Origin of the sequence: Pseudoalteromonas sp. SR41-8 (genome assembly GCF_014163915.1) — a bacterium.
In the GTDB taxonomy this organism is placed as follows: domain Bacteria; phylum Pseudomonadota; class Gammaproteobacteria; order Enterobacterales; family Alteromonadaceae; genus Pseudoalteromonas; species Pseudoalteromonas rhizosphaerae.
This window is the reverse complement of record NZ_JACJEE010000004.1, coordinates 1-25,989: the sequence shown is the minus strand read 5'-3', so window position 1 is coordinate 25,989 and position 25,989 is coordinate 1. Positions and strand designations below refer to the sequence as shown.

General features: G+C 40.9%; 22 protein-coding genes and 1 tRNA gene. 18 read left to right on the top strand and 5 right to left on the bottom strand.

The features are described 5' to 3' along the window. Positions 1 to 310 precede the first annotated feature (310 nt). The 7 genes from rplU (at position 311) to H5162_RS04150 (ending at position 5,398) form a co-directional block, all read left to right on the top strand. The gene (rplU, locus tag H5162_RS04180) at positions 311 to 622 is read left to right on the top strand and encodes a 50S ribosomal protein L21 (RefSeq protein WP_006794538.1); all 312 of its coding nucleotides are present in this window, start codon (positions 311 to 313) and stop codon (positions 620 to 622) included. A gap of 16 nt (positions 623 to 638) precedes the next feature. Next, complete coding sequence (rpmA, locus tag H5162_RS04175; protein ID WP_064665557.1) at positions 639 to 896, top strand: 50S ribosomal protein L27; 258 nt, start codon at positions 639 to 641, stop codon at positions 894 to 896. Positions 897 to 1,037: 141 nt separating this feature from the next. Further along, positions 1,038 to 2,192 carry an Obg family GTPase CgtA gene (gene cgtA / locus H5162_RS04170; RefSeq protein ID WP_145235477.1) on the top strand — a complete coding sequence of 385 codons (1,155 nt, stop codon included), beginning with the start codon at positions 1,038 to 1,040 and terminating at the stop codon, positions 2,190 to 2,192. Between the two features lie 85 nt (positions 2,193 to 2,277). Continuing rightward, entirely contained in the window at positions 2,278 to 2,757 is a 480-nt protein-coding gene (gene folA / locus H5162_RS04165; protein ID WP_220493515.1) for a type 3 dihydrofolate reductase, read from the top strand. A gap of 79 nt (positions 2,758 to 2,836) precedes the next feature. Next, entirely contained in the window at positions 2,837 to 3,214 is a 378-nt protein-coding gene (locus H5162_RS04160; RefSeq protein WP_145235479.1) for a DUF3718 domain-containing protein, read from the top strand. A gap of 137 nt (positions 3,215 to 3,351) precedes the next feature. Further along, positions 3,352 to 4,053 carry a DUF3581 domain-containing protein gene (locus tag H5162_RS04155; RefSeq protein WP_145235481.1) on the top strand — a complete coding sequence of 234 codons (702 nt, stop codon included), beginning with the start codon at positions 3,352 to 3,354 and terminating at the stop codon, positions 4,051 to 4,053. A gap of 97 nt (positions 4,054 to 4,150) precedes the next feature. Continuing rightward, positions 4,151 to 5,398, top strand: a complete 1,248-nt coding sequence (locus H5162_RS04150) for a DEAD/DEAH box helicase (RefSeq protein WP_182777773.1) — start codon at positions 4,151 to 4,153, stop codon at positions 5,396 to 5,398. Between the two features lie 112 nt (positions 5,399 to 5,510). Here the strand turns inward: H5162_RS04150 and H5162_RS04145 are convergent, their stop codons facing one another. Then, positions 5,511 to 6,467, bottom strand: coding sequence for a methylenetetrahydrofolate reductase (locus tag H5162_RS04145; protein WP_145235486.1), 957 nt, complete (start codon positions 6,465 to 6,467; stop codon positions 5,511 to 5,513). Positions 6,468 to 6,714: 247 nt separating this feature from the next. Here H5162_RS04145 and H5162_RS04140 point away from each other — a divergent pair, with 247 nt between their 5' ends. After that, a complete protein-coding gene (locus H5162_RS04140) occupies positions 6,715 to 9,600 on the top strand; it encodes a pitrilysin family protein (protein ID WP_145235488.1) in 2,886 nt (961 codons plus the stop codon). Between the two features lie 164 nt (positions 9,601 to 9,764). On the opposite strand, the gene H5162_RS04135 is transcribed toward H5162_RS04140, so the two are convergent. Both H5162_RS04135 and H5162_RS04130 read right to left on the bottom strand, forming a co-directional pair. Further along, the gene (locus H5162_RS04135) at positions 9,765 to 10,085 is read right to left on the bottom strand and encodes a helix-turn-helix domain-containing protein (protein ID WP_016708636.1); all 321 of its coding nucleotides are present in this window, start codon (positions 10,083 to 10,085) and stop codon (positions 9,765 to 9,767) included. Positions 10,086 to 10,087: 2 nt separating this feature from the next. Then, complete coding sequence (locus H5162_RS04130) at positions 10,088 to 10,480, bottom strand: hypothetical protein (RefSeq protein ID WP_182717228.1); 393 nt, start codon at positions 10,478 to 10,480, stop codon at positions 10,088 to 10,090. Positions 10,481 to 10,818: 338 nt separating this feature from the next. Between H5162_RS04130 and cysE the strand changes: the two genes are divergently transcribed. Both cysE and H5162_RS04120 read left to right on the top strand, forming a co-directional pair. Further along, positions 10,819 to 11,637: a serine O-acetyltransferase gene (gene cysE / locus H5162_RS04125; protein WP_145235490.1), complete on the top strand. Its 819-nt coding sequence runs from the start codon at positions 10,819 to 10,821 to the stop codon at positions 11,635 to 11,637. A gap of 25 nt (positions 11,638 to 11,662) precedes the next feature. Continuing rightward, complete coding sequence (locus tag H5162_RS04120; protein ID WP_182734706.1) at positions 11,663 to 12,334, top strand: hypothetical protein; 672 nt, start codon at positions 11,663 to 11,665, stop codon at positions 12,332 to 12,334. A gap of 6 nt (positions 12,335 to 12,340) precedes the next feature. Here the strand turns inward: H5162_RS04120 and xseA are convergent, their stop codons facing one another. Next, a complete protein-coding gene (gene xseA / locus H5162_RS04115; RefSeq protein WP_182777771.1) occupies positions 12,341 to 13,675 on the bottom strand; it encodes an exodeoxyribonuclease VII large subunit in 1,335 nt (444 codons plus the stop codon). A 135-nt stretch (positions 13,676 to 13,810) separates the two neighbouring features. Here xseA and guaB point away from each other — a divergent pair, with 135 nt between their 5' ends. The 6 genes from guaB to rimI all read left to right on the top strand — a co-directional run bounded on the left by guaB (position 13,811) and on the right by rimI (position 19,375). Then, the gene (gene guaB / locus H5162_RS04110; RefSeq protein WP_149982073.1) at positions 13,811 to 15,280 is read left to right on the top strand and encodes an IMP dehydrogenase; all 1,470 of its coding nucleotides are present in this window, start codon (positions 13,811 to 13,813) and stop codon (positions 15,278 to 15,280) included. Between the two features lie 103 nt (positions 15,281 to 15,383). Next, complete coding sequence (gene guaA, locus H5162_RS04105; protein ID WP_145235498.1) at positions 15,384 to 16,961, top strand: glutamine-hydrolyzing GMP synthase; 1,578 nt, start codon at positions 15,384 to 15,386, stop codon at positions 16,959 to 16,961. Between the two features lie 329 nt (positions 16,962 to 17,290). Beyond that, positions 17,291 to 17,998: an MATE family efflux transporter gene (locus H5162_RS04100; protein WP_259398173.1), complete on the top strand. Its 708-nt coding sequence runs from the start codon at positions 17,291 to 17,293 to the stop codon at positions 17,996 to 17,998. Between the two features lie 478 nt (positions 17,999 to 18,476). Then, a tRNA-Trp gene (locus tag H5162_RS04095) sits at positions 18,477 to 18,553 on the top strand. A 65-nt stretch (positions 18,554 to 18,618) separates the two neighbouring features. Continuing rightward, positions 18,619 to 18,927, top strand: a complete 309-nt coding sequence (locus H5162_RS04090; protein ID WP_182739808.1) for a hypothetical protein — start codon at positions 18,619 to 18,621, stop codon at positions 18,925 to 18,927. Then, positions 18,914 to 19,375: a ribosomal protein S18-alanine N-acetyltransferase gene (gene rimI, locus H5162_RS04085; RefSeq protein ID WP_182777769.1), complete on the top strand. Its 462-nt coding sequence runs from the start codon at positions 18,914 to 18,916 to the stop codon at positions 19,373 to 19,375. Before H5162_RS04090 ends, rimI begins: the two co-directional genes overlap by 14 nt. Here the strand turns inward: rimI and H5162_RS04080 are convergent. Further along, on the bottom strand, positions 19,361 to 22,042 hold the full coding sequence (locus tag H5162_RS04080) for a hybrid sensor histidine kinase/response regulator (protein ID WP_182739807.1): 2,682 nt from the start codon (positions 22,040 to 22,042) through the stop codon (positions 19,361 to 19,363). The genes rimI and H5162_RS04080 overlap by 15 nt on opposite strands. A gap of 262 nt (positions 22,043 to 22,304) precedes the next feature. On the opposite strand from H5162_RS04080, the gene prfC reads away from it, so the two are divergent. After that, positions 22,305 to 23,888 carry a peptide chain release factor 3 gene (gene prfC / locus H5162_RS04075; protein ID WP_145235504.1) on the top strand — a complete coding sequence of 528 codons (1,584 nt, stop codon included), beginning with the start codon at positions 22,305 to 22,307 and terminating at the stop codon, positions 23,886 to 23,888. Positions 23,889 to 23,943: 55 nt separating this feature from the next. Continuing rightward, entirely contained in the window at positions 23,944 to 25,686 is a 1,743-nt protein-coding gene (argS, locus tag H5162_RS04070; RefSeq protein WP_182731774.1) for an arginine--tRNA ligase, read from the top strand. Positions 25,687 to 25,989 lie beyond the last annotated feature (303 nt).

Genomic DNA, 25,989 nt, shown 5'->3' with positions numbered 1-25,989 from the left:
TAGCCTTAATTTGGAAAGATAACTTTTTTATTTGAGAAAATTTACGTTAATTCAACATGGTTGTTTTTTATTCTTAGTGCGTGTTTGTTCGTGGTGTAATTTATTTGTCATGAAACGCTAAAAAGGCTTGGCATAATGCCAATTTAATATAAAATAGGTGAAAATATTGAATCGCCTTCAATGCAGCTATTTTTTATTCATTTAATTAATAAAACAGGCTTGCTAGTTTTTGCACATTAGCGTAAACTTCGCGCCCTATTGAATAATATTTTAGTTGCGTCGATTTGAGGGCGCACAGACGGAGTTAATTATGTACGCGGTTTTCCAAAGTGGTGGTAAACAGCACCGTGTGACTGAAGGTCAAACAATTCGTCTTGAGAAATTAGACGTTGAGACTGGTGCAGCAGTTGAATTTGATTCAGTACTTTTAGTTGCTGATGGTGAGAAAATCGAGATCGGTGTACCGTTCGTAAACGGTGGTAAAATAACAGCTGAGGTTGTTTCACATGGTCGCGGTGAGAAGATTAAGGTTGTTAAATTTAGACGCCGTAAGCATTCTCGTAAGCAAATGGGCCATCGTCAATGGTTCACAGAAGTTAAAATCACTGGCATTAGCGCTTAATTAGAGGTACTTAGAAATGGCACATAAAAAAGCAGCTGGTAGTACTCGTAACGGTCGCGATTCAGAAAGCAAACGCCTTGGTGTTAAGCGTTTTGGTGGCGAATCAGTTCTAGCGGGTAGCATCATTGTTCGTCAACGTGGAACTAAATTCCATGCTGGCACAAACGTAGGTATCGGTAAAGACCACACTATCTTCGCAAAAGCAGATGGTAAAGTTCAGTTTGAACAAAAAGGTCCTTTAAACCGTAAATACGTAAGCATCGTATCTGAGTAATCAGAATCGGTTCTTAAAAAACCCCGCCTTTGCGGGGTTTTTTGTTTTGAAAATAAATATATACCTAAGCCAAGCCTGCAATCAGCTTGGCTTAGGTATATAATAGTGAAATTAACAAGCCAATCCCTAAAGTGAGTAATCATGAAGTTTGTAGATGAAGTAGAAATTCGCGCAGAAGCTGGAGACGGTGGCAGCGGCATCGTATCTTTCCGTCGTGAAAAATATGTCCCAGATGGTGGACCAGACGGCGGTGACGGTGGAGATGGTGGTAGTGTTTATCTACAAGCTGATGAAAACTTAAATACCCTAATCGATTATCAGTTTGAGCGTTTTCATAGAGCTGAACGTGGTACTAATGGCCGCAGTCGTAACTGTACCGGTAAAAAGGCTGATGACTTATATGTGATGGTGCCTGTAGGTACTCGGATCATGGATGTTGATACCCAAGAAGGTCTTGGTGATTTGACTCAACATGGTCAAAGAATTTTGGTTGCAAAAGGCGGTTTCCACGGCTTGGGGAATGCGCGTTTTAAATCAAGTACTAATCGAGCGCCTCGTCAAAAAACATTAGGCACACCGGGTGAAGTACGTAACCTTAAACTAGAGCTATTATTATTAGCTGATGTTGGTTTATTAGGTTTGCCAAATGCAGGTAAGTCTACTTTTATTCGTAGTGTATCGGCAGCGAAACCAAAAGTAGCTGATTACCCATTTACTACGCTGATTCCAAATTTAGGTGTGGTACGTCCAGAAGCAAATAAATCATTTGTTATTGCAGATATCCCAGGGTTAATTGAAGGTGCCTCTGATGGCGCTGGCTTGGGTATTCGCTTCTTGAAACATTTAGAGCGTTGCCGTGTATTACTGCATATTATCGATGTTATGCCTGCCGATGGTTCAAACCCAGTAGATAATGCATTTGCGATCATCAATGAGTTGCATCAGTACAGCCCGAAGCTGGCTGAAAAACCACGTTGGTTAGTCTTTAATAAAATAGACTTATTGCCTGAAGATGAAGCTCAGGAGCTATGTGAGCAAATCGCTGAAGAGTTAGGCGAGACTGAAAATATTTATCATATTTCTGCAATTAATAAGCTAAATACTCAGCCATTAATTCATAACATCATGACGCTACTTGATAGCATGCCAAAAGAAAAGTTTGTACCAGTTGAAGATGAAGAAGTTGAATTCAAATGGGATACTTATCATAAAGATGCCACTAAGAAGAATGATGACGACGACTGGGATAGTTGGGATGATGACGATTATGACGTTGAAGTTGTCTATGAGCGTTAGACTAAAGTAAAATATTTTAAAAGGAGCTGGTGCTCCTTTTTCTTTTTATAATAAAAAAGTATTGGGTTTTAATGTGAAAATTTCAATGATTGCAGCTATGGCTAAAAATAGAGTGATTGGCCAAGATAATGATATGCCATGGCATTTACCTGCTGATTTACAGCATTTTAAAGCGGTTACAATGAATAAGCCCGTGATCATGGGACGTAAAACATTTGAGTCAATTGGTCGCCCTTTACCTGGTCGACGCAACATCGTTATTAGCCGAAATACAGACTATACTGCAGTTGGGGTTGATGTAGTAACATCTCCTGAAGCCGCAATTTCATTGCTGTGTGAGTCTGATGAGGTAATGGTGATTGGTGGCGGGAATATATATCAACAATTTTTAAAAAGTGCCGATACACTTTATTTAACGTTTATTGACCTTGATGTTGCAGGGGATACTCAGTTCCCTGATTATGAACAATCAGCAAACTGGCAAGTTGTAGAAGAGCTGTATAATCAACCTGACGATAAAAACATTTATGGTTATAGATTCGTCACATTGGATAAAGTTAAGTAACATTATTGCGGTTAAGCTTATAGGTTGATACAATATTAAACAACTAAGGTAGTTATAAAGTATTACACAAGGGTATAAAATGATTAAATTATCAACACTCGTTATTGCTGCAGCTGTTATTTCTGGTTCTGTTGCTTTTAGCGCGCCAGTTAAAGCGGATGATCAGTTAGCTGTTTCAATCTGTGAATACATAGCTGCGGATGATAAAAACCGTCTACGTGATAAATTAAAAAGCTCACGTGTGAAAATTCGTAATATTTATGATGCAGTACAATGTAATGGTCTTAACTTGCTACGCCATGCGGTTGCCAGTAATGCAGTTGATACTGGTGAATACATTGTGAAAAACTTATCTAAAAGCTCTTTAGAAGATGGAGCTGACATAGCATGGGCCGAAGCAAATGGTCATGGCGGTTCTGCATTAATACCAGCTATTAAAGAACGTGCTGGTTTATAAGTTATAATGAATTATTAAAAAAGCCGCGATATCGCGGCTTTTTTGTATCTGAAACAAAAGTTTAACAGATTCGACCTCTATTGTAATTTTATCTGGTAGAATAGGTAGGTTATAAGCAGTTTAAGCAGTGAACAACTATGTTAAGTCCTTTTTATCAGCAACATGCTGACTATGTCTCTATTTCTCGTGAACAAGGGTGTCGTTTCGCAAAGTGCGTTGCTGATGATTACAATCCACTTCATGATAAAGATGCAAAACGTTTTTGTGTGCCTGGAGATTTATTATTTTCATTGGTATTAAGTCGTTATGGCATCAGTGAAAAAATGGAATTTACCTTTGCCGGCATGGTTGATGAGAATACCAAACTCAACTTCCCTGAGGGGGCAGATGAGTTTGATATTACCAGTGGCGATAAAGTCATGCTGAAGGTTAAGCGCGAAGGTAAAACTAGCCAGTGCCAAACACTCACAGATAGTCTAATAAAAAATTATGTTGAGTTTTCAGGTACAACTTTTCCGCATGTTATTATTCCACTTATGGGCAAGCAAGATGTCATGATCAATCCAGCTCGCCCTATGGTTATCTATGAGTCAATGTTGATTAATCTCGATACATTAGAGATCCATGCACCTACGTTAGAATACGCAGAGCCGAGTTTTGAATATACAGGCAAGCGTGGAAAAATCACATTGCGTTTTAACTTGTTAGAAAATGGCGTAAAAGTCGGCTGTGGTGAAAAGCACATGTTGGTATCAGGTATTCAACAATATTGCCAAGATACGGTGGATGATCTAATTACGTTCTATAACCAACGAAAAGAAACCCTCAAACCAGCTTGAACATTTAGCAAGCTTAGAAAGGCGCTGCAAAGCGCCTTTTTTGTTATTCGCTTTGGGCGTACAATAGCGCCATTATTTGTTACACAAAGCTAAACTTATGTCTGCGACTACTTTCTCTGAGTTAAAACTCGATCCTGTACTGCTTAATGCACTTGAACAAAATGAATATCATACCCCTACGGCGATACAGCTAAAAACTATTCCGCTGATTTTAGCTGGTCATGATGTTATGGGGAGTGCACAAACAGGAACAGGTAAAACAGCTGCTTTTGTATTACCTCTGTTACATAAATTATTTAATACACCAAGTAAAGATGAGCCGGGTACTGCTAGAGTACTTATTTTGACACCAACTCGAGAGCTTGCTCAGCAAGTCTTCGCTAGCTTTGAGAAATACGCGCAAGGTACTGATATTAAAGGTGCACTCGCTTATGGTGGTGCCAGTATTGGCCCGCAAATTAAAGCCATGAAAGATGCACAAGTTGTAGTGGCAACGCCAGGGCGATTACTTGATCATATAATCAAAGGCAGCATTAAACTATCAAGTGTTGATTCACTGGTGTTTGATGAAGCCGATCGCATGCTTGATATGGGCTTTATTGACGAAATTAAACGTATATTGCGCCATGTTCCCAGTGATCGTCAGACCTTACTATTTTCAGCTACCTTTGACGATAGTGTATTTGAGCTCAGTAAAAAGTTATTAAAAGATCCAAAACTTGTTGAAGTCAATAAACGTAATTCTGCGGCTGTAGAAGTTGAGCAAATCATTTACGCGGTTGATGAAGACCGTAAACGTGAGCTTGTCTCGCACATGATTGGCATGAAAAACTGGCGCCAAGTACTGATCTTTACTCGCACAAAGCAAATGGCCGATCAACTCGCCAAAGAAATGTGTAAAGATGGCTTAAAAACACAGTCAATTCATGGTGATAAATCTCAAGGTGCACGTGATAGAGCACTGCAAGATTTTAAAGAAGGTACCACTCGTGTGCTAGTGGCAACCGATGTTGCAGCTCGAGGTCTAGACATAGTCTCGTTAAAGTATGTGATTAATTTTGAATTACCTTATATAGCTGAAGATTATGTCCACCGTATTGGCCGCACAGGGCGCGCTGGCGAGCAAGGCTTAGCGATGTCATTAGTCAGCCTTGACGAGCAGTGGTTACTTGAAGAAATTGAAGTGTTGCTTGATACTCGTCTAACGCCGCAGTGGTTAGCTGGCTATGAACCTGATCCAAATAAAAAGCCAAAAGACAACCGTAAAAACACCAATAAATCACGTAAAGAGCGCGACAAAAAACGTATTACAGGGCAAAAAACACCAAACAGAAGACGCAAATAATCGTTCTCAGTCGTGACTTATTAATTCATTGCATAGTATAGTATTTATTATCAAGCTCAAAATAAGCAAACGGATATGCTTACTTTGAGTGATAAATTATAAAAACGGATACTTACGCAATTTGTTTTTCAGCTAAGTTTAATTCCATCGTCGCTTTTAATAAGCGGTAAAGATTAATAGATGCATCAATTTCTTCTTTACGGTTGGTTAAACTTTCAATATTTAACCCCAGTGGCACGTCTAAATGCGCGCAACTTCTTAGTATTAAATCTAAGTTTTCACGGCAAATACGTACAGATTCACTCAGTGGGTTTTGCGAATCAAGCATCCGCCATTTAGTTGCATCAGGTACGGAAATTCCTAACCATTGCATAAACTCTAAGGTTTTTTCACTGCCGCAGGGTGTAAAGGTTAGAATAATACGTTTAGGTTCGATACCTTGAGCTTTACAGCTGCGCGCATAACTGGTGATCAAATCCACGGTTGCTTGCGCGTTATACACAGCTTGTGAGATAAAAAATTTACAGCCTTGCGTGGTTTTTTCAAGTAAGCGTTCATGTTCATTACGTTTACTTGCGTGGCGCTCGGCAATGGTAACGCCTCCTAAAAAGAAGTCTTGAGGCTGTTCGCTTAAGACTTTATAAGCATCAGGCAGGCTTAATTTAATATCCCCGTCAGATGATGGACTACCGACTAATACTAGGTTTTTTAAATTAAACTGGTTTTTAGTTTCGCTTAACCACTGTTTAAATTCGGCCACACCGCGCTGTGCAACACTTTTATAAGTGATCACTTCTTGATGCGATAAATTACGTAGTAAGTTACTGTATTCTCGAGGATCTACTGTTTGCTTGAACGGAAAAGGGCGAGGCATCTCAGTGCGACTACTTTCATCTTGAATGTCATAAATAATCACGCCATCGTATTCAATTTCATGCAAACGAGCTAAGAGCTTTTGGGCGATAATTTCAAGCTGCGCTTTATCAGTACCAATACGTGGTGGGGTGGTACCAATTAAGTACACACCCTGATTGGTGTCTTCAATTTTCTCTTGTAGTGATAAAGCCATAATCCTCATTCCAGCTAAGTTAGTGTCTATGGCAAATAATATAGCAGCCATTTAGACGTCTAGATAGATTTTTTTAGTGAAACTTTTTCAACGAAGGTGAGTTTTATTCATGTTGCTCTGAATGAAGAGTTCTCTGATACACAACTGTTTACATAATTTATTACCTCAGGGGTCTTATATTGACTTGCTTTGTTGCATAATCGGATGACTAAAAACAAGAAATTTATTCAACTAACAAGGGATAGCAATGAAATTTAAATTATTAGCAACGAGCCTTGCGGTAACGCTTGCACTGAGCGGCTGTGCAAATAACAGCGGCTCAAACATGGTCAAAGAGGTTGAGATTGAACAGTCAACGGTTGCCAGTAGTAATGATCGGGTGTTCTCACAAGATTATTTATTAGAAGAGCTTGATAACGGTTTACGCGTTATGGTGGTGAAAACTGATTACCCTGATGTGGTATCACTACAAATTCCAGTGTCTGTCGGTTCTCGTAATGAAGTCGAAGCAGGTAAAACCGGTTTTGCACACTTTTTTGAACACATGATGTTTAAAGGCTCTGAAAAATATCCGCAAGATGTGTATTCTGATATTCTAAAAAATTCTGGGGTTGATAATCGCGCTTATACAACCAATGATTACACTAACTATCACTTAAACTTTTCAAAGCAACATCTTGATAAAGTACTTGAAATTGAAGCGGATATTTTTCAAAACCTGACTTATTCAGAAGAGCAATTTCGTACCGAAGCATTAACAGTTAAAGGCGAATACCTTAAAAATAATGCCAGCCCGGTTCGTAAGTTACTTTCTGCAGTACGTAATGAAGCATTCGAAAAACATACTTATAAACATACCACCATGGGCTTTTTTGAAGATATTGAAGCCATGCCGGATCAAATGGCATACGGTAAAGAGTTTTTTGCTAAGTTTTATAAACCTGAATATGTGTCATTAGTGATTGTAGGCGATGTTGATCCAGCTGAAACTATGGCTATGGTTAAAAAACACTGGGGCCAATGGCAAAAAGGCGATTTCGTTGCTGATATTCCAACCGAACCAAAACAGCAAGCGGCGAAATATATACATGAGCAAAACGAAGGCTTACCAGGGCATTGGTTATTAGTATCTTATAAAGGCACAGCCTGGCAGCCAAAACAAAAAGACAGAGCCGCGCTTGATTTACTGTCACAGCTTTATTTTTCAACCAACTCAGAGCTTTACCAAGAGTTAGTGGTTGATAAACAAATTGCTAGCCAAATGTTTAGCTATAATCCTGATACCAAAGATCCCGGCTTATTACATGTTTTTGTGAAAGTTGAAAATGAGGCTGATTTAGCGGTTGCTCGTGATGCAATTAATAGCACCTACGCAAAAGCTCGCACTGAGTTGGTTGATAGCCAAAAGCTAGCTGATTTAAAATCCAATCTTAAATACAGCTTTATTAACGGCCTAGACTCATCACAAGCTATAGGTTCAACCCTTGCCAGTTATATGCATTTTGAGCGCGATCCAGAAGTCGTCAATCAGTTATATGCAACGGCAGATAGCATCACCGCGCAAGATATTAAAGACATTGCTAATAAGTATTTTGTAGACAGTGGTCGTACTACTGTGACTATGTCTGCACTGGATAAAGTGGCTGGCTTTGAACAAGAAGTGGACTTAAACACTCTCGTTGCTAGCAAGCAAACTGTGCAACAGCGTCATTTTAAAGTGCTAGATAAAACCAATAGTTCGCCATTGATTGATATTAACTGGTTATTCCATACCGGTGCTGCGGCTGATCCTAAAGGTCAAAAAGGCGTAGCTGCACTCACTGCGGCCATGCTTGCTCAAGGTGGTTCACAGGCGAAGAGCTACAACGACATTAAACAGGCACTTTATCCATTGGCAGGTAGCTTTGGTTATCAGATAGATAAAGAAATGATTTCGCTACAAGGGCGTGTCCATAAAGATAACGCTGCACAATGGTATGCACTGGTTAGTGAGCAGTTACTAAATCCTGGCTTTAGAGAAGATGACTTTAAACGCCTTAAGAAAGAGCTCATCGACGGTATAAAATCTGGCCTAAAAGCCTCAAATGACGAAGAGCTAGGTAAAGAAGTACTTTATCATAAGCTGTATCAAGGTCACCCATATGAGAGCTATAACTACGGTGATCTATCTGATTTAGAAGCATTAACACTTGATGACGTGAAAGCGTTTTATGCGAAAGAATTTACTCAAGCTAAACTGACTGTCGGTTTAATTGGCGCAGTACCTGAATCACTTAAAGCAACCATGTTTAGCGATTTAAGTGCTTTGCCTAAAGGTCAGCAAAGTCGTTTATCGATTCCTGATGCACCAGCGCTAAAAGGTCATCACGCTACAATTGTAGAAAAATCAGCGCAATCGACTGCGGTATCGTTTGGCTTCCCAATTGATACCATTCGTAGTAGTGAAGACTGGACGGCACTGTGGTTAGTTCGCTCATACTTTGGCGAGCACCGCAGTTCAAACTCATATCTTTATGAGCGCATTCGTCAAACCCGCGGTATGAACTACGGCGATTACGCGTATATTGAGTATTTCCCACGAGGTATGTTCCAGACTAAGCCTGATGCAAACTTAGGCCGCTCTGAGCAAATATTTCAAGTATGGCTTCGCCCGCTGCGCTCGAACAATGACGCTCATTTTGCAACGCGTACCGCTTTATTTGAACTTGATAAGCTAATCAAAAATGGCATGACAGAAAAAGACTTTGACGCAACGCGTAACTTCTTAATTAACTTTGTGCCGCAAATGGTAGCAAGCCAAAACCGTCAATTAGGGTATGCGCTAGATAGTGAGTTTTACAACACCGATACTTTCGTAAAATATGTAACGAGCAAGCTTGAAAAACTGACAGTAGCTGATGTAAATCGTGTCATAAAAGAGAACTTACAAACGGATGATATTCAGTATGTGTTTATCACCGGCGACGGAAAAGATATGCAAAAGCGCCTAGCGTCAGAGCAAACATCCCCTATGGTATATAATGCAGAGAAACCAGCTGAATTAGTTGCTGAGGATAAAGTAATCGCTAATTACAAACTGGCAATACCAGCGAAAAATATTGAAGTACTTGCTGTAGATAAGGTGTTTGAATAACGAGCATTTAAATAACTAAGAAGCTTAATTTAGATGCCCCAAATTTGGGGCATTTTTATAACATTGCGCCAATTTTTACACCTAATCCAAAAAGTATAATTGCACTGACGATAAGCAGTAAGGTGATGTGTCCTCGCGATTCCTTTGACATAGTTTAAATCTCCTTATTTCATAATTAAAAACACGGTGATCATGCCAAGCGCAAAGCTGGCAATGGACGACAGCGCTAAAATTGTTGTGATACTTTGCGTATTTAAAGTATGTGTCTGAGCAACTGAAACTGTATTTTCCTCAAGTTTTATTAACTCACCTTGACGTACTTCTAACACTGCACACAAGGCCATGGTGGTTTCTTTAGACGCTGCACCTTCTTTTTCTACCCGTTGAATAGTTCGTAAACTTACGTCACAGGCATCTGCAAGCTGTTGTTGAGTCCAATCAAGCTTTTGCCTTAATGCTTTTATAGTTTTGGGGTTTAATTGCATGATTATTTCCCCAAAGCTAATGTTGAAATAATATACCCAACAGTAAAACCAACAACAAAACATCCAGCAATAAAAAGAGCTGATTTTTTAGGGTTACTAAATAAAGTTGTTTGCTCTAAGCTTTTAACTAACTTTTTATTTTTAAACAGTGAGCACTCAAGCCTACCAGTTAAAATATTGTGCATTTCAAACTTAACATTAAAAGTATTACCTGATAGTTCAAATTGGTGTTTACTTGTGACATTAATACTTCGCTTTTCACTAACTAGCTCATCATTAATATAGACTTCTTCCTTACCGGTGAAGTAACTGCCAAAGCAGGCTATTTGATCGTCGCCATCTTGAAAGTAAAATTTATAGCCTAGTTTCTTTGTATTGAGTATGTCATTGTTCATCATCGTATTCCTTATTAAGTTGATGATGCTAATTTAGCGTTTATTATTATTTTTTACGCCGTCAGCTTTACGCCAGTTGTTATTTTGTCATATGACAGTATAACTGTCATTGATGTTTAGTTATTGAATTTTAAAGTTTTATATTTTTTATGGCTACACGTTAATTTTATCTACTGTCGTAACTCATTATGTAAAACTATAATGAGATTATTAAAGAATGATTTTGAAATTTAGTTATATCTAATAACTAGAACAAATAACCGCAGCGTTAACACATCTGACTTGAAATCCGTTAAACTGCATAAAAGCTTATCTTCGTATTAATCTAAGGCCGTCCTATGCGTCATGAAATTTGGCAACAGCTCCGCACCGAAGCAAAAGAAGTCGTTACCCGTGAACCTCTATTAGCAAGTCATGTGTATTCATGTATTTTAAATCATGAGTGTTTAGGGTCTGCGTTGAGTTTTATCGTTGCCAATAAGTTATCTGATGCTGTGGTATCTGCATTTACTATCCGGGAGTTATTTGATCAGGCTTTTGTTGAATGTGATCGAATGCTTACTCATGTCGCCCATGATATAAAAGCCGTTAAAGATCGTGATCCCGCTGCCGATACATATTTAACTGTGATATTAAATTTAAAAGGTTTCCATGCAATTCAAGCACATCGACTCGCCCATTGCTTATGGTTACAAAACCGTAAAGAGCTCGCTCGCTTTATTCAAAGCCGTACCTCAGAAGTATTTGGCGTTGATATCCATCCTGCTTGTAAAGTCGGCCATGGTATTATGTTTGACCATGCAACTGGTATAGTGATTGGTGAAACAGCTGTTATTGAAGATAACGTCTCTATTTTACAATCAGTTACTCTAGGTGGTACTGGTAATGAAAAAGGCGATCGTCATCCGAAAATTCGCGCCGGTGTTTTAATTGGTGCTGGGGCTAAAGTGCTCGGCAATATTGAGGTCGGCGAGGGCGCCCGAATTGGCGCAGGCTCAGTGGTACTGAGCGCCGTACCACCACACACCACGGTTGTAGGCGTACCAGCTAAAATTGTTGGTAAACCAAATTGCCCCTGTCCAGCGAAAAGTATGAATCAGAATTTTTTAGAGGTTGATGAGCCGCAAAACGAATCACACACCAGTGCAATGCTCTAAGTAAAAAACTTAAAAGGAATTAAGTATGAGTAAAAATGATCCATTTTCGCTGTTGTTAGCATTTATCACAGGTGTTGTTCTAACGTGGAGTTATTTTGCGTTGAGCTCTGACGAAGCAGCTCCTGTGACTACAACACAAACACAGGTACTTGAACAAGAAGTCAAAATAATGCCTGCCAGTACCGTAGCTGCAGAGCTAGATACAGTATCCCAGTCCCAACAAGTGACTGATATTACCTCGTCTGCCCAAGATACATCAGCGCAAACAACGGATGAACAAACGCTTGAGCAACAAGTGCAACAGCTCAAGCGTGAGTTACTGCAACAGCAAAAATTAGTAAAAGCTTACGAACAACAATTACAAGCACCGTCCGATTTTGAACAAGCTTTGCTAGACAAGTTTACTGAGCAAAGTCGCAATGAAGAGTGGGCTTATCGTACCGAGACTGCTATGAAAGACTTTTTACAGATTGCTGATCTTGGTATCACCCCTGAATTAGTTAGTGCGCAGTGTAAAAGTTCGGTATGTAAATTTGAACTTGCAGCGCCAAAGGATGTAGATGATTTTGATCATACCCAATGGCGCGAACTCAACGATAAGTTGGTACAACAAGACTTTTGGCAGCAATTTAAAGTCAGTACTTCAAAATCAAGCGATCGCGATTTTTCATTATTATTAAGTACTGAGTCAGAATAACGAGCCTCAGCTGACACGAGCTTGAATCACGCCATCAGCAAGCTCGGTTACAATTAAATCACCTTGAGTTACTTGCTTAATAGACTTAATCACTTGCCCTTGCTCATTTTTAGTGATGCTATAACCACGAGCGAGTACATTGAGCGGACTTACAGATTCTAATCGGCTAGCCTGCATTGCGAGGGTATTTTGGGCACTGTGTAATTGTTGCTGCATGGTTTGTGTTAAACGCCCTTGCAGTTGCTGTAATTGATGACTTGCCTGAGTAATTTTGCGATCTGGTGAGCGCTGCATTAGTCGCGGCGTTAGATTATTTAAGCGGCGCTCATATTGATAGAGCCGATTTTGTATCGCCTGCTGTAATGCTACTGTCAATTCATCTAAACGTTGCGCTTGTTGATTTAACTGATTACGCGGATGACATAATGTTAAACGGTGCTCAAGTGCTGTTGCAACGCTTTGCTTTGCAGATAACTGATGTTTAAACGCATTGGCTAAGCGATTTAATTGTTGTTGGATTTGATTATAAAGTTCGCTGCTATTGGGGCTAACAAGCTCTGCAGCCGCGCTTGGCGTTGCGGCGCGCACATCGGCAACATAATCGCTAATGGTGGTATCAATTTCATGACCGACAGCACTGATAATTGGTAGGTTACTGGCAAAAATAGCGCGTGCCAGTAGCTCATGGTTAAAGCACCATAAATCTTCTAGTGATCCACCACCGCGGCCTAAAATAATTACATCAACTTCATTGCGGGCATTAGCAATATTGATTTTATCAATTAATTGTAGGTGCGCGTCTTTACCTTGCACCATAACAGGGTAGATCACGACTTCAAGTTGTGGCGCTCGACGCTTAAGTACCGTTAAAATATCTTTGATAGCCGCCCCTGTGGCTGATGTAATAACACCAACACGATGCACAACCCCAGGCAATGGTTGTTTATGGGCGGAGCTAAATAAACCTTCGGCGGCTAAGCGCATTTTTAATTCATCAAACTGTTGCTTTAGTTGCCCTTCGCCAGCAGCTTCCATGTGTTCAACAATCAGCTGATAGTCACCACGCGGTTCATACAGCGATACTCGGGCTCGAACTGTCACTTGTGCGCCATTTTCAGGGCGATAGCGTTGGCCTCGATTGTTGCCTCGCCACATCGCCGCTTTTACTTGAGCCCGATCATCTTTGAGCGTGAAATACCAATGACCAGAGGCTGGTGTAATGAAATTTGATATTTCGCCGGTTAAATTTAACGATGCGAATCCTTGTTCGAGTACGGTTCTTATTTCTCTATTTAACCTAGAAACGGTATAAATCGTTTGCTGCTGGGATGTTACGGCCATAAAGCGACTCTAAAAAGCGATGATGGGGGTATTTTATCATAAATAATTGTGAAATCTTATTTACTCGTGCCCACAACGCTGATAAAATTTGGCCGCAATTCCTTAAACAAGATCCACATGTGAGAAGTTGCCAAAATGCTTAGAATTGCTAAAGAAGCTCTTACCTTTGATGACGTACTTTTAGTACCCGGTCATTCTACTGTTTTGCCACACACGGCAAACATTTCAACTCGCTTAACGCGTGGTATCAAACTTAACTTGCCGCTAGTTTCAGCATCTATGGATACTGTTACCGAAGCACGCTTAGCGATTGCGCTAGCGCAAGAGGGCGGTTTAGGTTTTATCCACAAAAACATGACAATTGAAGAACAAGCCAAAAACGTACGTAAAGTTAAAACGTATGAAGCGGGTATTGTTTCTTTCCCTGTTACTGTGACAGCGGATTTAACCATTGCAGATGCAATTGTACTTGCTGAAGAAAAAGGCTTTTCAGGTTTTCCGGTAACGGACGCTGAAAATGGCCTTGTTGGTATTGTTACCAGCCGCGATATGCGTTTCGAAACCAAGCTTGAGCAACCGGTTTCAACAGTGATGACTAAAAAAGAAAAGTTAGTCACTGTAAAAGAAGGTGCTGCGCGTGATGAAATCTTAGGATTAATGCACGAACACCGTATCGAAAAAATCCTTGTTGTTGATGATGCGTTTAAATTAAAGGGCATGATCACAGTAAAAGATTATCAAAAAGCACAAGACAAACCACATGCATGTAAAGATGAACAAGGTCGTTTACGTGTAGGTGCTGCCGTTGGTGTAGGTCCAGGTACTGATGAGCGTATTGCTGCATTAGTCGAAGCGGGCGTTGATGTATTACTAATTGATACCTCACATGGTCATTCTCAAGGTGTTATCGACCGTGTTGCACAAACTCGTCAAACTTACCCTGAACTACAAATTGTAGCTGGCAATGTGGCAACAGCTGAAGGTGCGATTGCGCTTGCCGACGCCGGTGTTGATGCAGTTAAAGTAGGAATTGGCCCAGGTTCAATCTGTACTACGCGTATTGTTACTGGTTGTGGTGTACCACAAATCACAGCTATCTCTGATGCTGTTGATGGCCTAAAAGGTCGTGACATTCCAGTGATTGCTGATGGTGGTATTCGTTTCTCAGGTGATATTGTAAAAGCACTTGTTGCTGGTGCATCATGTGTGATGGTTGGCTCAATGCTAGCGGGTACTGAAGAAGCGCCTGGTGAAGTCGAGCTTTACCAAGGCCGTTACTACAAGTCATACCGTGGTATGGGCTCGCTTGGTGCGATGAACCAAAAAGAAGGTTCATCAGATCGCTATTTCCAAAAATCAAATCAAGCAGACAAGCTTGTGCCAGAAGGGATTGAAGGTCGTGTGGCTTATAAAGGTCCAATCGCGACAATCATTCACCAACAAGTTGGCGGCCTGCGCAGCGCAATGGGTTTAACCGGTTGTGCCACGATTGAAGAATTAAACACTAAACCTCAGTTTGTACGTGTTACTTCAGCAGGTATGGGTGAGTCACATGTTCATGATGTGCAAATCACCAAAGAAGCACCTAACTACCGCTTAGGTTAATAGCTTCAAATCTATTAAAATTACTGGGCTAGCTTCGCTAGCCCTTATTTATTATAGTCATTCAGGTAACCTGAGTGCTAGTTCTTGACTAACGAGACCCTCAATGAGCAAAGACATTCACGATTCACGAATTCTTATTTTAGACTTTGGTTCGCAATACACGCAATTGATCGCCCGCCGTGTGCGAGAAATTGGTGTTTACTGTGAACTGTGGGCATGGGACGTAACGGAAGAGCAGATCCGTGAGTTCAATCCACAAGGTATCATTCTATCTGGTGGCCCTGAGTCAACAACCTTAGAAAACAGCCCGCGTGCCCCTGAGTATGTATTCAATGCAGGCGTACCTGTACTTGGTATTTGTTACGGCATGCAAACAATGGCTACTCAGCTTGGCGGTAGCGTTCATAGCTCTGATAAGAAAGAGTTTGGTTACGCGCAAGTTGAAAAAGTCGGTAACTGTGCATTATTTGATGCCATTGAAGACAGCATTACCGATGGCGGTGAAGGCATTTTAGACGTGTGGATGAGCCATGGTGATAAAGTAATGGAAATTCCAGATACTTTCAAAACTACTGCTAAAACATCTACTTGCCCACATGCGGCAATGTCTAACGAAGAAAAGCGTTTTTACGGCGTACAATTCCACCCAGAAGTAACCCACACCCATCAAGGCCAACGTTTACTAGAACGCTTTGCGATTGATATTTGTGGTTGTGAAAAACTGTGGACTGCAGCAAAAATCATTGATGACGCCATAGAGCGCATTAAAGATACTGTGGGTGATGACGAAGTAATCTTAGGTTTATCTGGTGGTGTTGATTCATCAGTGGTGGCTATGCTTATTCACCGCGCGATTGGCGACCGTTTAACCTGTGTATTTGTTGATAACGGTTTACTGCGTTTAAACGAAGGTCAGCAAGTAATGGATATGTTTGGCAATAAGTTTGGCCTAAACATTATCAAAGTGGATGCCGAAGAATTATTCTTAGCGGATCTTGCTGGTAAATCAGACCCAGAAGACAAGCGTAAAGCGATTGGCCATACATTTATTAAGGTATTTGATAGCGAATCTAAAAAGCTTAAAAATGCAAAATGGTTAGGTCAAGGTACTATCTATCCAGATGTTATCGAGTCAGCAGCGTCTGCAACTGGTAAAGCGCATGTGATCAAGTCTCACCATAATGTGGGCGGCTTACCAGATGACATGGAAATGGGCTTAGTTGAGCCACTGCGTGAATTATTTAAAGATGAAGTACGTAAAATTGGTTTAGAGCTAGGTTTACCGTATGACATGCTTTACCGTCACCCGTTCCCTGGGCCTGGTCTAGGTGTGCGTGTACTTGGCGAAATCAAAAAAGAGTACTGTGACTTATTACGCCGTGCTGACGCTATCTTCATCGAAGAACTACACAAAGCCGAGCTTTACCATAAAGTAAGCCAAGCATTCACGGTATTCTTACCGGTGAAGTCTGTAGGCGTTATGGGTGATGCACGTAAGTATGATTGGGTTGTAAGTCTTCGTTGTGTAGAAACTATCGACTTTATGACTGCACGTTGGTCACATTTACCGTATGAGTTCTTAGGTCTGGTTTCAAACCGCATCATTAATGAAATCGACGGTATCTCACGCGTTGTTTACGATATTTCAGGAAAACCACCTGCGACAATCGAGTGGGAATAATTTTTAGGCCTGAAACGTCTGGCACTAACAGGCATTAAATCTTAATTAAGTCCGCGTAATTGCGGACTTTTTTGTTCGGAACATCACTGAAAAAATGCTCTGACACTTTGTTCTATAAGTCAAAATATGGCCCAGCCTTGATTCTGCGTTACCAATTCACAAATCAAATAATAACTGTCTAAATCCCAATGATCTGGGCTTAGGGCATTTTCGCGGTTCTCTCCTGAGCGGTTACAGAGTTCGAACTGACGACATTGTTGTAGTTGCGAAAGAGTCAATATATCTTCTTTAGCGAGAGGGTACTTTTTACCGATATACGTTACTTTACGTTGTCAAAAGCTAAAACCAAGCTATCGGTCAAACAACTTGATAAGACCATCGCCACTCGTATCGTGCAATTAGGGTCGTCAAACTTAGTGATGTTTATCTACTTCAGCTTCGTCATGGCGTTCCATAACATGCAATTTATGGCCTACGGAGACACCACGCAGTTAGCCGCATTTGCGATTGTTGGCTACTTAGCGAGCTGTTACTACTTCTTCGCTGAAGGCTTAGTCAGCGGCTTGCAGCCACCAGTGAGTCACTACTTAGGCGCCAAGCAATACAAACGCATTAGCGAAACCGTAAAACTGGCTTTTTCTGTTACCGTTGGGTCCGGTATAGCTTTGGTAATACTGTTTAACATTTTTCCAGAAATCTTTATCGGCATCTTTACTACAGGCAATGATGCATTACTTGAAGCAAGCAAAAACGGTATTCGTTTACACTTAATGGCATTGTTTTTAGATGGCTTCTTATTCATGGCGTCCATCTACTTCGTCGCCGTTGGTAAAAGCGGACAAGCCCTGTTTGTTTCCGTCGGCAATATGTTGATACAGTTTCCTTTCCTATTCATCTTGCCGAAATATCTAGGTATCGATGATGTTTGGTTAGCCGTCCCTTTATCTAACATTGCCTTCGCATTGATCGTACTGCCGATGCTATTAAGCAACCTGAAAGGTTTTATGTACATGCACAAACAACAAAGTTTCGCTTAAAAAACAATAAGAAAAAAATAGTAAGGATATTTTTATATCGACGAGCGTTAAATAACTTTGGGGCAAAAGCGAGTTATGAGTTTTAACAACAGAGTCTGCATCACTTAGTATGACTTGATATGCAGCTGGTCGCTCATGTTTTGATACGCTTTAAAAATGGACAACAAGTTGCGTATAAAAAGTGAATAGAATTGAACTTAACCGCGCTTACTACTGAAAAGAAGCACGGGCTTCGTTGTGATATGGCCGAATCATCAGTCTGGGCCAAAGCTGAACTAAAACGTCTGCGAGTAGCAAAAAGTAAAAAATGCTGAGCATGGATATATATGAAGGCTTATCCTAGTTTAGGTAAGTAATTATAAAAACGGCGAATTAGTTGGCTAATTCGCCGTTTTGTTTATTTAAAAAGCAGTTAAACTAAAAGAGTGATTTTTTTCTTTACCTTTAGCGAAACTTCTCTATAATTCGTCGTCATTGCAGGGGCGTAGTTCCAATTGGTAGAACAGCGGTCTCCAAAACCGATGGTTGGGAGTTCGAGTCTCTCCGCCCCTGCCACTTCTTCTTTACATAGCCTTGATTACTTCTTATATTGTTCCAGTGTTTAAATCTACTGAGTTTTTATGCATCCACGATACGCAGCTATTTTTGGTATAGAAAACCTCGAACTAAATCAGCATTTCCGATTACAGTCAGTCGCTGAACAACGTTCTGATGCACCAAGTGCAGCGCCGCAGGTAAATATAGAGCTAAGTACAACGCTATTGGCTGATTTAAATCGCGCTATTGCGCCATTAAAAATTAGCCAAGTAGTGCAAAGCGATAAGCTTGCATGGCATGATGGTCAATTGAGCTTACCAACCCAGCAGCTTAATGCTGATAATAAACGCGCGCTATGGGCGCTGATGAGCACACACCTTGATAACCTTTGAATCTGTTAATGAATTATCCATTGATGCGCTGATGCGTGTTGAGAACGCGTGTCACACTCATCCGTGGACAGTAAACACTATGCAATCATGTCTCGCTGGGCGTTACTTTAATCTAGCTGCGTTTAATGAGCAGCAACTTATTGGTTTTTATATCGGTGAAAAAGCAGGGCCTGATTTTACTTTAATGGATATCTGCGTGGCACCTGATTTTCAGGGGCAGGGGATTGCCAAACAATTGCTTGCAGCGTTTATTGAATACGGCGAAAAGCATCACGCTGAAAACTTATTTTTAGAAGTACGTGAAACCAATACTCGTGCCATCGCCTTATATGAGCAGGCAGGCTTTAGTGAAATGTCGGTACGTAAAAATTACTACCCAAGTAGTGACCCATCAAAAAATGGCCATGAAGATGCTATCTTAATGGGAATGACATTACTTTTTGGTTAATGACTGTTCTTGTTGCAAGGTATATTTTATCGCTTCAATTAAGCTCAGTGCCAAATAATCACGGCGGTTGTGATCACGGCCACGTAAATTATCTTCAAGTGTGGCCGCCGCATGGTGAATATTACTAAAACCAAAACAACCAGCACTGCCTTTTAAACTATGGGCCAGTGCTCTGAGCTGCTCCCACTCACCATTATTGTATAGCTGCGTAACGTCGGTTAAATAACCTGGCAGTTTTAAGCGATAGTTGTCGTTGATCTGTTGAAATTTATCGCTGTTTAGCAAGCTATCCCATTTATTTTGGCTGTCTTTTTCAATATTTAAATAGCTAACAAGCACACTTTCTAAGGCATCTTTATCGATAGGCTTAGCCAGTGCTTCGTCGCAACCGGCTTGCAAATAGGTGTTTACGTCATCTTTCATTACATTCGCGGTAAGTGCAATGATCGGCCCATCGTAGGCTGCATGGCGGAGCATTTGTGTGGCTTCTAAGCCGCCCATTACCGGCATTTGCATGTCCATAATGATTAATTGATAGTCATTCACCAGCGCCATTTCAACAGCTTCTGCACCATTGTTGGCTATATCAGGCTCAAGCCCCCATGTTTGCAGTAATAACTTGATTAGTACTTGGTTGTCAGGGTTATCCTCGGCGACTAATATATTGGCATCAAAGCTATTTTCTGCGAATGAAAGCTGTAAGTCCTTAGCGGGAGTTAATTGGCTTAACTCAGTCAGCATTGGCACTGTTTGTTGTTTATCAGCAGGTAAGTTACAGGCAATTTGCACGCAGAAACAGCTTCCTTGGCCTGGCGTGCTTGTTACATAAACATCACCACCGAGCAATTGTGCTAAATTTTTAGAAATACATAAGCCTAAGCCAGTGCCGCCAAAGCGTCGTGTTGTTGTTGTATCAGCTTGTTCAAAAGGCTTGAATACCCGCTCAACTTCTCGCTCTGACATGCCAATACCGCTATCTTTAATGGCAAATTCTATGAGTTGTAAATCACTGTTATAGGTAATATCTAATTCAATTAAACCTTGCTCGGTAAACTTCACTGCATTGCTGGCAATATTAATGAGAATTTGCTTTAAACGAGTGCTATCACTATTAATTATGCGCGGTAATGGTAAGTGAAAATTGATATTGCAGTTAAGTTTTTTCTCTTGTGATAAAGGACGAATAATCGAATCAATATCATGAACTAACTGCACAATATCTAGCGGTTCTTTTTCAACTGCTAATTTTTCGGCTTCGATTTTCGACAAGTCTAAAATATTATTGATGAGTTCAAGTAAGTGTTTAGAGTTACGTAATATAGTATTTAGGTGCCAAGCGTCGCCGGTTGTATTTTGGCTGTGTAATAGCTGCTCAGTAAAGCCCATGATAGCGGTTAGTGGTGTACGTATCTCATGACTCATATTGGCTAAAAAGCGGCTTTTTAATTGGTTCGCTTGTTCCGCTTGGGCAATGGCCACCTCGAGTTGACTATTCATGGTTTCAAGTGCTTTGGTACGGCTTTCGACTTTATCTTCTAAGTGATGTTTATATTCTTCAAGTTCGTCTTGATAATGACGAATTTGGTTCACCATGTGATTAAAATCATTAAATAATACCCCCACCTCATCATTATTATGGGCAGGCAAATATACCGACAAATCGCCGTCTCCTACTCGATGGCTGGCTGCCCCAAGTAACTCAATTGGGTTAAGTAGTAAATTACGTACCACAATAAAAATCAGCATCGGCAGGGTGATCACTGAAATAATCACAATCAAGGCGGTGATCAAACTGATCGCTTTGCCCGATTGATAAAGCAAGGCTTTGGGGATGGTCGAGACATAATAATAACCGCCGCTCATTTGGATGGCGTAAATCATCCGTTCAACCTTATCAATACTCGATAACTCTATGGTTGAGAGCTTACCTAGATCGGCTAAGTCGTGAATTTGTTGCAGCTCATATTCGCTAATATATTGACCGCGCTTATTGTAGTCTGAGCTAAATAATATTTTGCCATTGCTGGTCAGTAATAAATTTAAGGTATTGTTATAGGGCGCTTCTAAAATGCTGGTATTTAAAATCGATGGCTCAACATGCAACACAATAAACCCTAGTTGTTGCGGGCGTTTAAGGTAGTAATCAGCACTGTAAATACGTTGAATAAAATACAAGCTGGTAGTGCCATCTTGTTTTTGCACCATAAACTGTTGTTGGCGTAAGTTACTTTGTAAAACTTGTGAGAAAAATGGATAGCTGGTTGGTGCGGTATTTAAATTACTGGAGTAATAGGCGTCGCTTTGACCATCCGGAGAGACTAAATTTACGCTAACAATATCGGGGTAAGCTTCTGAATAGCTTGCAAATACATCCATTAGTGCGCCTAGACGACGGGTGTAATTGCCGTTATCGCGTAAGTCATCTGCTAAAAAGTCACTTAGTACAGGGGAGGCCGAGAGTAACTTTGTAGTAGAGTGGAATGAATCGATGTAATTGAACATTTTTTGTTGTTGCTGTTCAACAAAACGGCTAACAATGAGCTCGGCTTGTTTTTGTGTGGAGCTGGTAACGTTGGTGAGAGTAAAGCCACCTAAAAACAATAACGGTAAAATCACCAAAGGCGTGATATACCATAATAATCTTATACTTAACTTACTTGTTCTCATACCCAAACAAAATATCCTCCATGTAATCTATCAATAGTATGCGTTAGCGTAAAATTACACAAGTTTAGTGCGTTCGCTGCAGCAAACGGGTTGAGCTGATTTTAAACCAAGTTATCGGCTAATTACTTGCAATCGTTGCTTTTTTGGCTAAGACAAACAAGGTATAATGTGACTAATTCTATTTTATATTTACAGTGCGTAGCGAAGACCTGTGCTTAGGTTTGTTTTTGGTTGCGCCTTGTTATGACTTAAAGCGGCTTACATGTCTAATTTATTAAACGAAATCAATACGCGACGCACGTTCGCGATCATCTCGCATCCGGATGCTGGTAAAACTACCATCACCGAAAAAGTACTGTTGTTCGGACAAGCTATTCAAAAAGCGGGTACCGTTAAAGGCCGTGGCTCTAATCAACATGCCAAGTCTGACTGGATGGAAATGGAAAAAGAGCGTGGTATCTCGGTCACGACCTCTGTTATGCAATTCCCATACAATAAAGCGCTAGTAAACTTACTTGATACCCCAGGACATGAAGATTTCTCTGAAGATACTTATCGTACCTTAACTGCGGTCGATTCATGTTTGATGGTGATCGATGCGGCTAAAGGTGTTGAAGATCGTACTCGTAAATTAATGGAAGTAACGCGCTTACGTACCACGCCAATTGTCACATTTATGAATAAATGTGACCGCGATATTCGTGATCCGATGGAGTTGTTAGACGAAGTTGAAACAGAGCTAAATATAGCTTGTGCACCGATCACATGGCCAATTGGCTGCGGTAAAGAGTTTAAAGGTGTTTATCATATTCACCGCGGGGAGACCTTGTTATACAAAACCGGCCAAGGTCATACTATTCAAGAAGTACGCAGCATTAAAGGGCTTGATAATCCTGAGCTTGATGCAGCGATCGGCGATGAGCTTGCTGGGCAACTGCGTGAAGAGTTAGAACTTGTTATTGGTGCATCGCACGAATTTGATTTAGAGCTATTTTTAGCGGGTGAGTTATCACCAGTGTACTTTGGTACTGCGCTTGGTAACTTTGGTGTTGATCATGTGCTTGATGGCCTAACTGAGTGGGCACCAACGCCATTACCGCGTGAAACAGAAGACCGTACTGTTGTTGCAACAGAAGAGAACTTCACTGGCTTCGTATTTAAAATTCAAGCGAATATGGACCCTAAGCACCGTGACCGTATTGCGTTTATGCGTATTGTGTCGGGTAAATACAGCCAAGGCATGAAAATGAACCATGTGCGTATAGGTAAACAAGTCAGTATTTCTGATGCGGTAACCTTTATGGCGGGTGATCGTGAGCGTGCAGGTGATGCTTTTGCAGGTGATATTATTGGTTTACATAACCACGGTACGATCCAGATAGGTGATACCTTCACACAAGGTGAAAAGCTTAAATTTACTGGTATTCCAAACTTTGCGCCGGAATTATTCCGCCGCATTCGTCTGCGTGATCCACTTAAGCAAAAGCAATTATTAAAAGGCTTGGTGCAGCTCTCTGAAGAAGGTGCTGTACAAGTATTTAGACCGCTTATTAATAACGACTTAATTGTAGGCGCGGTTGGTATATTGCAGTTTGATGTGGTTGTAGCGCGTTTGAAAGCAGAATATAACGTAGATGCTTTATACGAAAGCGTAAATGTAAATACCGCACGTTGGGTAAGTTCGACTGACGTTAAAAAGTTTGAAGATTTTAAACGTAAGTGCGAAAGCAACTTAGCGCTTGATGGTGGCGATAACTTAACTTACATAGCGCCGAGTCGTGTAAATCTTAACCTATCAATTGAGCGCTATCCAGAAGTGACATTTAACCACACGCGTGAAAATTAGACTCAAATTTTAATTTAAAGCCCGCTAACGCGGGCTGGTAAAGGTAATAAATTACATGAATATTCGTACCCTACTAATTGAAAGAGCCATCGCAGCCATGACTGGCGCTGGCTTACCAGCAGATACTAACCCTGCGGTAACACAGAGTACCCGCCCACAATTTGGTGACTACCAAATTAATGGTGCAATGGGCGCTGCTAAAAAAATGAAAAGCAACCCGCGAGAGCTTGCACAACAAATTATTGATCACTTAGATGTAAGTGATATCGCAGATAAAACAGAAATTGCCGGCCCTGGTTTTATCAATATTCACCTAAAACCTGAGTTTTTAGCGCAAAGCTTAAAAGCGGCAAACCAAGATGCAAAGCTGGCTGTTGCTGAGCATGCACAACCGCAAAAAGTAGTGGTTGATTACTCATCACCTAATCTTGCTAAAGAAATGCACGTTGGGCATTTACGTTCAACGATCATTGGCGATGCAGTAGTACGCGCACTGGAGTTTCGTGGCGACACGGTTATTCGTCAAAACCATATGGGCGATTGGGGCACGCAATTTGGTATGCTGATTGCGCATCTGGAAGATCAAATCAGCCAAGGTGTTGATTTAGATTCTGTGGCACTTGCTGATCTAGAAACCTTCTACCGCGACGCTAAAAAGCGTTTTGATGATGAAGAAGGTTTTGCAGATAAAGCGCGTGATTACGTAGTAAAACTACAAGGTGGCGACGCGCATTGTGAAAAACTATGGAAGTTGTTTATCGCAACCTCGGTAAAGCATTCTGAAGAAGTATACAAACGCTTAAATGTAACGCTTACACCAGACGACATCATGGCTGAAAGTGCTTATAACAGTGAACTGAACAATATCATTAAGTTATTACAAGATAAGAATATTGCCGTTGAGTCACAAGGCGCACAGGTAGTGTTTTTAGATGAGCTGGCAAATAAAGATGGTGAGCCATCAGTGTTTATCGTGCAAAAGTCAGGTGGCGGTTTCTTATACGCAACCACCGATTTAGCCGCCTGTGATTACCGTTCAAACAAGTTAGGCGCAGCCCGCATTTTAATTTTTGTTGATGCGCGTCAAAGCCTACACTTCAATCAAGTAGAGCTTACTGCACGTAAAGCCGGTTTACTACGCGATGAAACTAGCTACGAATTTTGCCCATTTGGCACCATGATGGGTGAAGACGGCAAACCATTTAAAACGCGTACAGGTGGCACGGTAAAACTTGCTGATTTACTTGAAGAGTCAATCACTCGAGCTGCTGCTAAGCTTGCTGAGCGTGAGTCTGACTTAACTGATGAAGAGCGCAGTGAAATTGCCCGTAAAGTAGGTATTGGCGCAGTTAAATATGCAGACCTTTCTAAGCACCGAACCAGTGATTACATTTTCAACTGGGACAGTATGCTTAGCTTTGAGGGGGCAACAGCACCTTACTTACAATATGCTTATACTCGTGTACGCAGTATTTTCCGTAAATCAGGCGTAGACGCAGCAAGTTTAAACGCAGATGTCGCTATTGTTGAGCCGCAAGAAAAAACCCTTGCGCTTAAACTACTGCAATTAGAAGAAGTACTTGATCAAATGATCAGTGAGGCAACACCGCACGTATTATGTAGTTACCTATACGAGCTTGCCAGCCTATACATGACCTTCTACGAAGCTTGCCCAGTACTTAAAGAAGGCGTAGAGCCAAGTGTACGCGATAGCCGTTTAGTGCTGTGTAATTTGGTAGCGGATACACTGAAAACGGGCCTAGATCTTTTAGGCATTGAAGTCATGGAGCAAATGTAATCACCGTCGTATTTTAATCTAATACTGCGTTGTCCACTCGACTGACCCTAATCACATACAACTACGTATGCTCATAGGGATAAGTCGAGTGTCCGCCTTATCTTAGACTAAACTACTTAGGTGAACGTCTGCTGTGTGTAGTTCGCTTTAGCTGCGTTAATGAGTTTATTTAGCCTAAGTCACATACAAAATACGCATGCTCCTTGGCGGCATAAATAAACTCACTGCCTTGCTAGCGCTCCTACACTTGCAGATAATTTTAGGTGCTAGGTGCTAGGTGCTAGGTGCTAGGTGCTAGGTGTA